The 9,183-nt window shown below is 38.3% G+C and carries 5 protein-coding genes; all 5 read right to left on the bottom strand.

Going from position 1 to position 9,183, the window contains the following annotated elements; all coding sequences use genetic code 11:
• Window positions 1–297: 297 nt before the first annotated feature.
• The 5 genes from M9196_RS22985 to M9196_RS23005 all read right to left on the bottom strand — a co-directional run bounded on the left by M9196_RS22985 (window position 298) and on the right by M9196_RS23005 (window position 9,037).
• Window positions 298–3,009 (bottom strand): restriction endonuclease, encoded by a 2,712-nt coding sequence (locus M9196_RS22985; RefSeq protein WP_250619833.1) that lies wholly within the window; start codon window positions 3,007–3,009, stop codon window positions 298–300.
• A 383-nt stretch (window positions 3,010–3,392) separates the two neighbouring features.
• A complete protein-coding gene (locus M9196_RS22990; protein WP_250619834.1) occupies window positions 3,393–3,803 on the bottom strand; it encodes a hypothetical protein in 411 nt (136 codons plus the stop codon).
• Between the two features lie 31 nt (window positions 3,804–3,834).
• A complete protein-coding gene (locus M9196_RS22995; RefSeq protein WP_250619835.1) occupies window positions 3,835–5,613 on the bottom strand; it encodes a hypothetical protein in 1,779 nt (592 codons plus the stop codon).
• 88 nt (window positions 5,614–5,701) lie between these two features.
• A complete protein-coding gene (locus tag M9196_RS23000; protein ID WP_250619836.1) occupies window positions 5,702–7,570 on the bottom strand; it encodes a hypothetical protein in 1,869 nt (622 codons plus the stop codon).
• Window positions 7,571–7,807: 237 nt separating this feature from the next.
• Complete coding sequence (locus M9196_RS23005; RefSeq protein ID WP_250619837.1) at window positions 7,808–9,037, bottom strand: tyrosine-type recombinase/integrase; 1,230 nt, start codon at window positions 9,035–9,037, stop codon at window positions 7,808–7,810.
• Window positions 9,038–9,183: the final 146 nt, after the last annotated feature.

Genomic DNA, 9,183 nt, shown 5'->3' on the forward strand with positions numbered 1-9,183 from the left:
GCTATTTACCATAAACACCCCTGATATTAGATGTTAGAAAAATCCTTAGAAAAACCTTTTAGTAACTGCCCTGAAAGCTGCTTTTCTAATTTAACCATAATCTATTTACCATAAACTACGTTATCAGAAGAACTATTTAACTAAAGTTAAATAGTTCTCCGCTAACGATTACTATTATTTTCAATTAGTTATGTTGAATTTTACTAGAGCTATTGTATTTTTCTAATAACTACTAATTTTTGCCACTATGCCATGATTTCAAGCTTAGCTTTCCTTGTGAAAATCATAGCGTATCATTCAGCGGCTTGTTCGCTGCAATGCCTTGTTATACGATTCTAAGAATTCAACATACTTAAGCATACCATTTACATACCTTTTGCTAGAACTGTCTTTCCAAGCTTTCCCCAACTCAACTTTGAATTTAATAGCAAGCTCTTCACGGTTATCCATCGATGTTCCAGCTTCAATAATTTCATTTATCAAGATTATAGTTTCGGATTTAATTAGAGCCTGAGCTAAAATTTGCTGTGGAAATTCTAGGTTATTAATACCCTTTGAAAATTCAATGCTCGAATCTTCATTTCTCTTACAAACACCTAAAGAAACTAGATCAGTAACCGAATTCCTTAACTTCTTCGATTCTTGCTCTTCTAGTGAAACAGTTTCTTTATCAATTAGAATATTTATTAGTTCTAAAGAGTTACTTGGAGTGGTGGCAGCAAGAAATAAATACCCTTTTGCGCCCAATACACCATACTCAGGAGAGTATTCAGAAGAGGAAAATATAGATATTTTACTTCCGCTATTAGAGACTAAGCCTGCGTACTGTAGCCAGTTTAGTATCTTTGTAGCATAGCCTTTAGGTGCATTTCCGCCTTTATTTGAATACACATCATTAATGATACCTGCATATTTTTCATTCGTGCAGAAGTCAACCCTACCTGTATTTGATTCTGAGATACTTGTGTAAATCAAATGGTCTTTTAGATGTCCTCGAATAACCTCTGCTGCGCTAGCTTTACTTTGATTTGCTCTATACTTGCCTTGACTATTCTTTTCTATCAACGAAAAGGATTGAAGATCCATTATTACATTAGTTAGAGTTCCCTTTTTGAATCCTGACAAACTCATTAACTCTTCAAATAATAATGCCTCATTTCTATTGATATTATCAAGTACGTTTATCGCCATGGTAACTGTTGCTGCTGGCATATAAGACCAAGGGATGATTGGTGTGTCACCTGTATTTAGATAATCTCGAAACACATCCCAATACGCCGAAACTTTCTCACCTGTTTTAATTATTAGCCTGTCAGCAATGAGATTATAAACTGTTTGTTGTCCGAATTCTTTTGTTACTTGATAATGGTCTATCGGCGAGTGCCCAGCAACATACCTCAAACAAGCTATTTCTTTGTCAGGTCGCTCAAGATCCTCTTGAAACAGTGATTTTATTTGAAATTGTGTAAGCAGCAGTTCTTCTTGTGAAACTCCAGATTTTATTTTCTTAAATATGTGTATGCATAGCTTTTTTAGAAGCCATGGGTATCCTTGGGATTGCTGAATCAACCTCCCCCTTAGAGATTTATTCAATTTAATGCTAATATTTTTTTCGAATGTCGCTATCATTTTTGATGAATCACCAACATCAAAATCATCAAGTTTTTTGTCTATTCTAAAGTCTTTGAGTTTTGACCACATAGAATAAGCAGGGTTTTCCTCTCCTAGCGTTATTCCGCTACGCCAAGAAAAACCCACAACTAAGTTCATTTTTTCAGATGATACATCTTTGGCAAATCTTTCAAATGCTCGGAACAACCCAAAAAGTTCTTCTTTCATAAAGACCTCTTCAAATTGATCAAAGAATATTACAATTACCTTCTTATTTTGTTCCAAATAACCCAAGCAATCTCGAAAACTGCTGCCTGAGGTTATATCTTCTATATTCTCAATTGTAAATTTTCTACTAAAATCAATAAAACCATCTTCTATTGCTTTATTAAAGCCCTTCACAATTGCTTCCGCTACAAAGGTTGCCCCTCGCGCTGAACGAACATCAACTGGATACAAAAACAGCTTATTCTTCCATTTAATATTACGAAAACGTTCAGATAAAAAAGCGACTAAAGAGGATTTTCCATGACCAGAAGAACCAACTAAAGAAATGATACGAGTATCTGTTGTGTGTGTTCTAACTGACTCAAAGTAATCCCATATTTCTTTTTGTATTGTTTCTCTACCTACAAAATCTGAGGGCTTACATGGCTTATAATCCATAATGTCGTCAGCAACCAATATACTACTAACTACTTCCTTCGAAAGTTTACTGACTGGGCTAGGTGTGTTATTGCCGTTATTGAATGGAATTAGTGAGATATTTTCAAAGAGATTTTGCGAATCAAGGATCGCTCTTATCTTCTTACAATCAGCATCACCATTTACATTATATGCGAGTAAACGACTTGCAACGCCATTATCCATTTCTTGAAAAACCCAAGTAAAATCAAGCTCAGGGTGGATAATGAGGCTAGCGTGTGTAATATTGGGACTGAGATCATTTTCTTCATAGATTTTGGCTTTCCCAGATGCAATTAATGCATCTAATATTTCTTGCTTACCATAAAAAGAATAATCGCAACCATCCATTCTACGATAGTCGTCATAGGCTCCTTGAGCATCTTTACCTAGCCTAGCTGTTGAAAAAAGTGCAATTCGATTAATTTTGGCGCGGCTCGACTGTGCATAACAAAGGTCTACTATAGTCGAGTCGATATTTTTTGAGTTGTAGAATTTACATTCAACATATACGCTACTACCAGAAGGAGTATGTTCAGCAGTAATATCAATCTCCATCCCTGTTTTGCGAACTTCCATTCCCGTAATTTGGTAAGATTGCTTTCTTAATATATCGGCGCATAGTTTTTCGAAAAACGCTCCCTTTTGTGTTTTTGAATAGGTCTCTGGGACTATAACCAATATATCCTGTTGTACTGGAACCACCCTTGCCATCTGAAATCCTTTATATTTTAAGTACTCATTGTCGTATAACGGTGAATAGATGGATACATCACTTTTCCTATCTTAATTAACCACAGGATAGAGGGCGTCATGTCTATCTAAACTTTGGAAATTCATACTTTTTAGAGCCAACCGAAGAGAGTTTCTTGCTAGGTTGACAGTAACTGCTTGATTCCCTTAATTACTTTAAATTACTCTTTGATTAATAATAAATCAACGATTTTGATCCACTAACGGGGGGTATACTATTTCAGGGGATGATGTGTTGCAAACGGTCGGATTAGTTATTGTGATGACCAAGAATGCTAACGCTTCTGATATCCTTTATTAGAAAAAAACGTAGAAAAGTCTTAATCGTATGCATAACTTTCCATCTATTCTTTCCCTAAATTTTTGACGCCATTTTCTGCATTTATGTTCTCCATGACTCTCTGGTGCTGTGCCTTATGCAGTGCCCAAGTGAGATTTGCGATCGCATCGGCATGCTCCATACGTTCCACTTTAATTTGTTTTTTCAACTCTGACAGCTCCGTTAGCACTTCACGCTTGGCTTTCAATGCCTTGTTCTTGCTGCTCTTCAAAGTCTCAGTTCTAATTTCTCTTGCTGTCTTCTTTTCTGACTTACCAGCCTTAAGCTCAAGCACCTCATGATATAGTTCGGTGTAATAACTTAAAGAACCGTTCGATACGCCAGCCTTTTTCTCTACAGCCGATGGATTGATTTTAGCGCCGCCTTGTTTTAGCTCTTCCAGTGCTGCTCTTAGTTTTTTTTCATTTCTAGTCATATCACCAACCCTATTGCTGATTTTGTTTCTTTTACGATGGCGTAATTACGAACTCAGTGAACTCAATACTGTGCTTCCTCATTACATGCTCCGCAGCTCGTAAGTCACTAAGCTCACGACCTAATGTGTGCTTATTAATTGTGCTATTTGCAAGCATTTTACTGATGAGCTTCGCGCAACCGTCATGTAATATCTTCCAACGCTGAGCCTCTTCTTTCGTAATACTAAGGTTTACGCAACCATTAGATATGCAAGAGCTAGGCTGAAACACATGTGATACCGAGCATTTCTCTTCACCAAAGCACCGACCAAATCCTGTAGAACGTGACGCTGTATGGTTGTTTTTTTCTAAAGAGGAAAACTCCTTATCAGTTAAAACTCTTGGCTCCCCTCCAACCATTAGATTTTCTGCAAATCCACCTGACGTTGCTCCAGAAACGACTTTAGACAGGTACTTTTCGTTATATGTTGTATGACTGGCATCCAATTCTTTTATCAGCTTCGGATCTGTTTTCACCTGCATTAAAGCAAGTACGTCACTGGTCGATGTGTATATCATCGACATGCCAATAAAGATATGTTTCAATTGTTGCTTTAATGCCCCCAAGCAAGATAGATCGTTACCCACTGCAAAGTGCGCAAAGCTTCTACGCCAAGTATGGTTTATGAAATGCCAGTAGTACGTACCATCAGCCCTCATCTTTCGTGGATCAGCATTTACGTTACTGTTTAGTAAGTTATATGAGGTGTCCCATTCCCTCTTATATTCTGGCTGCAAGTGTCGTGCTTTGAATTCAGTAAGGCAGCTATTTAGGTTGGACTTATTGAGATTTATTATCCCCGTTTTTTTCCCGTTTGTTGGCAAGTGTTCCCAGTCACCACCATTCGCTAATTCAATGACTTCGATTGCCTTTTCACAAATTTCAGCACAAACCCAGACATCTTCTCTAACAGCTCCTTGTTCCAATTTCACCGTGGATGAATTCAGAAGTGATGTTGTAACCCCTTCAAAATCGACCGTTTGGTAAGACTCCTTGTGTAAAAACACAGCTTCACTCAAGCGAACACCACTAAACACCATACATGTTGTATAGCCTAAACCAATGGAAACCCTGCGAAATTCAACAAGATCTAATGGTGAACCCATTTTTCCAAATTGAGGCTTGCCGTTACTAGTGAGCTGTAGGTGATACCACTCGACTAATTCAATTAATTTGCCGAGCGTTTGTCCATATAACTCTGGAATAATGGTGGGATGGTTACCTTTACTTCCAACTGCCAATTCTTTTGCCAAAGCGTTACGGCTCTGGATGGGAAAGACTAGTTGCAAGTTCGGTGGCAAGAAGTCATTAGCATCACTTAATGTCGTGTAACTTGTTAGATGTCCCTCACATGAGGTTTGAGAGTATTTTCTTGATCTCAGGTACTCTTTAACCTTCTCAAAGAAAATCGGGTGAGCCAGTGCTGCTAGAGTATCAGGCACCACTTCCCAATTCTCAATGATATCCTTTACAAGCATTTGGCACCGCTTGATTACCTTGATAGTTACGTTCTTTTTTCTGAGTTTCGAGGTGAATAGTTTGTCATTCGAACCATATAGCACGAATGCTGACCGAACTTTTAAATCACGATAAATTGGGATGTCGTCATACTCAGGTTTCCAAGAAACATAATATACAGAGGCTTCTGAATGATCTAAGTTATATTCTTGAAATGACCATTTTCTAGCTTTAAATTGATTAATCGATTCCCCGCCATGGAGGGTGCAATCTTTACCACTGTACAGTTCTTCGTAATTAAGTAAGGACATCAACTTTCCTTTTGTCAGTATTGTAATTTGTTAAGCAAAACTACAGCTTTGTCTAACGAAATATGTGTTTTGTTTAGGTGGCGAGCATTTAGATATCCATTTTATCTAATACGGCATACATCCCATCCCAAAGCGGGTGCAAGCCTTGTTTATCAAGCTTCTTAATTGCCGTTGCTAATTTTTTTGGAGTGAGTTTGCCTTTGATAATTTGGAGCTTTGCCTTCAATTCACCCTGCTTTTCGATAAAGTGAGCGAAGCTAACATGGTAATTAATTGAGTCGTTTAAAATAGATTCGAAAGAAAGCAGTTTCCAGATGTCGTTCACTTCATCTACAACAGCAAAATTTGCGCACCCAAAACACTTGATGATAAACCCACACCCCATCAGTTTCTTATCTTCATCAGAAAGCAGCGGGTTCCTGTCTAGGCTCTTTTGAAACTCTTTGCTTTCAGCAGTTTTTAAACCTTTACATGTGCCACCGTTCTTTAGATCAGCCACACCAGACTCTTGTTTCTCTTTTTCGTCAATAATCTTGGGGTTATAGAGGTTCTTTCCCTCTTCAACAGCAATGCTAATCTTTATTCCTCTTGCGTGTTTTTCTAGCGCATGAGCTGTCTGGGTCATTTCCTTGTGTGCCGTTTCGTTACTGACCTTCGAGTAGTTGTATCCACGATGGACTGATAACCTATGTCGTCCTGCAATAACTCCGCTAGCTTCACCTCGCTGAGATGAAATCCTGTGAATTACTGATGAACGTAATCGTTGCAGATTTAATTTGTATTTAGAGCGCTTTTTAAGTAGACACTGTAGAATCCGATTTCGTTTAACTAGTTTTGTAGCAAAAAGACCTACATCATGTGATGAGATTTCAGTCGCTTCACTGCCATGCAGGTAAAGCAATACTTGCTGTGACTGAATGCCAAATTTCTTCTTAGCTTGCTCAATAACCTCCATCAAACGCACCACAAGGGTTTTTGAGCTTCTTCTCGCAACAAAACTGTTGTAGTCATTTGACTTACTAGAGCGATACTTAATAGCATTAAAAACAAAATCTTTTGAGCCGAGTTTTGAATACTCAGTGTCGAATTCTTCATAAATCAAAGAATTGAGTTCAGCAAAGGTCATCGCTGTATAGACCGTCAGCAATAAGCATGAACAAGAAATGAAGTCGTTAAAATCCTTCTCATAAGACAGGGTGTTATTGCAAACTTGTTTATACAGACGCTGATGCTCTGGTATCAAAGCTCGAATAGTCGCTATCCAAGAAGTGTCATCGTAGTTATCGGTTTGTAAATCGTTTCCGCCTGTTTTCAGCTTGAACCTATCAGCTCTCAGTATTTTAGGTAGACCAATTAGCTCGAAGCCAGCACTTAAGTAAGCTTGCTTTCTTTCAATACTTTCTGGCTTTATCTTCGCCCCCTTTGTCATCTCATCGTATAAAGACGCTATAAAAGACTGAAAAGACTCTTTATTGTAAAACTCAGGACGCTTTGTAACCTCGTTGTTGTATTGGATTAGTTTCTTCAAAGCACCAAGGTAAGTAACCTTTGATGCGTCCCTCAGAGAATTGTCATGAATGTGTTTAGCGTATTTTTGAAGTTCAGAGTCGCTGATAAAGGGTGAATCAAAGTCTTCTCGCAAGTCGATAGTTACCAACTTATTGTTGGAGTTTTTCAACTTTAATATTAATGGGTGAAGCTTTGAAACGTTACTCTCCGATGGCAGTTGGGCTTGCTCGCTGCTCAACCCTCGGGATTTATGCTTTGCCTTGTACGAGCTAGTTCGACGCTCTGTATTACCCAACGGTACTCTTTCCGATGGTGTTGCTTCAAATTTTCGCTTACGCCCCTTCCGCTCAGATACCAAGTGAGTAATCTCATCGCCAAAGTTAATCGAAGTGAAAAACTTTTTTAGGTTAGTTCGATATACTCGCTTTCCGCTGTCGCCAGCTTCCAATTGCTCATTGATGCTTAATAGGTAGGACTTAACATTCTCATAGCTTAGCGGTGGTGCTTGTTCGTCTGAGTGTGCAATCAATCGATTGAGGGTCTGCCTTAGACCAGTGTTTAGTCTAGGTTCAAACTCTTTCATTGATTCATACAATGTGATGATCTCACTCTCATGCAAGACACCTTTGTAATCCACCTTAAGATCAACCGTTTTGTTCCCTTGAATTACTATTACTTTATCCACTTATGCTATCCATAATTCATTGTTGTCCATGATTTTTTCAACCAAATCCCCCATGACATCAATCATCTCTCTGCTAGCCTGATTACCCGACCAGTGAGTTAGATAGAGCTGTGTTGTTGAGATATTGCTGTGTCCCATATCTTCCTTCAAAAGCGCTAAGGCTTGGCTATAACTAAAGCCATGATCTAGTAACGTGCTCATTTTTCGACAGCCAAATGTCACTCGTAAGTGATGCCAAACGTGATAAAACCGTGGGTCATCTTCGTCCATAATTTTATTTGCGATAATTGACCAGTAACGGTTGATTGTATTGGGATTGTAAATCTCACCCTTTCGATTTAGCAGGGCGGGATGGTCGCGTTCACTCTCAACGTCTTCTAATTCAAGCCAAAGACTCAATCTTTCTTTGTAGCGAAGGCTGTTGTGATATTGATTAAAAAGCTGAGCGATTCGAAAAGGAATAGAGATATTCCGTTCTTTTCCGTTTTTGGTTTTAACTCCAGTTTTCGGACCTATTGATATATCGGATAAAGTTTCGCCTTCAAAACTTCTAGGGATCACTATGTGGCGCTTTCTAAGAGTGATTGATTCAGTTCGCCTAAGTCCACTAAAAAGGGAGAGAAGCATCGCTAATCGAGCTTCGAGCGGGATCAGTGATAAATGTTCGAATATGTACTCAATATGCCTGTCACTAATAGGTCTTAACTTTGTTTCTTTGCTTAGCTTCTTGATTGTGCAATCAGTAATATCTTTGCCGTATGCATTGGTTCCAGTAATTGTGAAGGGCAGTTGATCGATGTAAAAGAACTTCTTGAGAAATTTATAAAAACCGCGAATGCATCCTAAGTAGTTACTAGCAGTTTCATCAGTGTAATGCCCGTTATCAACATTTACTTGCAACACATTTCGATAGGAGAAAATAGGGTTTTTGTCATCATCCACATGCAAGTGTTCATCCCACTTTAAGTTATTTTCATGCATGACTTGGAAGAAAGATTTGAGTGCTCGCTCAGTAGGAGATATGTCTTTTCTATTAACTGAAATTCTGAGGTATAGGAGGTAAGCGTTAGCGATGAATATTGGCTCATTATCATCGTATAACAGTTTCAACCCTTGATAGTTAACTGGAGTGCCATGAGTGGATACCTTAGCCTCACCATTTTCGTCAATGATTGCTTGTGTATCTTTATAGATCGGAATTGTAGGTGAGGTTTTGACTAGCCTTAGCATTTTTCTCTCCATTGAAGTAACTGTATAACCATACAGATATTAGAGAGGTTATCCTAACTATTTTTCTAACTTTTATGTACACTTTAGAATTACGTCAGTTTTCTAAAGCGGATTTCTAAAGACGACATCTAGGGTGCATAAAATAC

This window comes from Vibrio methylphosphonaticus, from assembly GCF_023634655.1.
Taxonomy (GTDB): Bacteria; Pseudomonadota; Gammaproteobacteria; order Enterobacterales; family Vibrionaceae; genus Vibrio; species Vibrio methylphosphonaticus.

Bases quoted from the DNA above. Each gene is read 5' to 3' on its own strand.
- M9196_RS22985 (WP_250619833.1), bottom strand. From the start codon at position 3,009: ATGGCAAGGGTGGTTCCAGTACAACAGGATATATTGGTTATAGTCCCA.
- M9196_RS23005 (WP_250619837.1), bottom strand. From the start codon at position 9,037: ATGCTAAGGCTAGTCAAAACCTCACCTACAATTCCGATCTATAAAGAT.
- M9196_RS22995 (WP_250619835.1), bottom strand. From the start codon at position 5,613: ATGTCCTTACTTAATTACGAAGAACTGTACAGTGGTAAAGATTGCACC.
- M9196_RS22990 (WP_250619834.1), bottom strand. From the start codon at position 3,803: ATGACTAGAAATGAAAAAAAACTAAGAGCAGCACTGGAAGAGCTAAAA.